This window comes from Falsiroseomonas sp. RANM36 (genome assembly GCF_056682175.1).
The window spans coordinates 797,720-798,300 of record NZ_JBWXTD010000004.1; the positions used below are offsets into that span (position 1 = coordinate 797,720).

General features: G+C 76.6%; 1 protein-coding gene. It reads left to right on the top strand.

Annotated elements, in window-relative coordinates; all coding sequences use genetic code 11:
• Positions 1-78: 78 nt before the first annotated feature.
• Positions 79-581, top strand: a 503-nt coding sequence (locus AC1MIR_RS17625) for a pyridoxine 5'-phosphate synthase (protein WP_480029485.1), incomplete at its 3' end; no start/stop codon positions are given.

A 581-nucleotide genomic window follows, 5' to 3' on the forward strand; every position in this document is an offset into this window, starting at 1 on the left:
GCGCGCTACCCCAGGGGGGGGGCCCCCCCGCGGCACGCCGAAGGCGTGCCTCCGGCACGACGCGTCTGAGGGCATCACATGAAACTCTCCATCAACATCGACCACGTGGCGACGCTGCGGAACGCCCGCGGCGGCACCCACCCCGATCCCCTGGCGGCCGCGGTCGCGGTGCTCGAGGCCGGCGCCGACGGCATCACCATGCATCTGCGGGAGGACCGGCGGCATGTCCGCGACGACGACCTGGACCGCGGCCGCGCCCGGATCGCCGCGCCGCTCAACTTCGAGATGGCCGCGACGGAGGAGATGGTCGCGATCGCCGAGCGCCTGAAGCCCGCCGATTGCTGCATCGTGCCCGAGAAGCGCGCGGAGCTGACCACCGAGGGGGGCCTGGACGTGCTCCGCGCCGGGCCGTTCCTGGCCGAGGCGATCGCGCGCCTCAACGCCGCCGGCATCCGGACCTCGATCTTCGTGGAGGCCGACGCGGCGCAGATCGCCGCGGCGGCGGCGCGCGGCGCGCCGGCGGTCGGGCGGCCCCCCGGCGCCAATTCCCAAGCGCCCGCCGCGGCGCGGGCCGCGGCGCA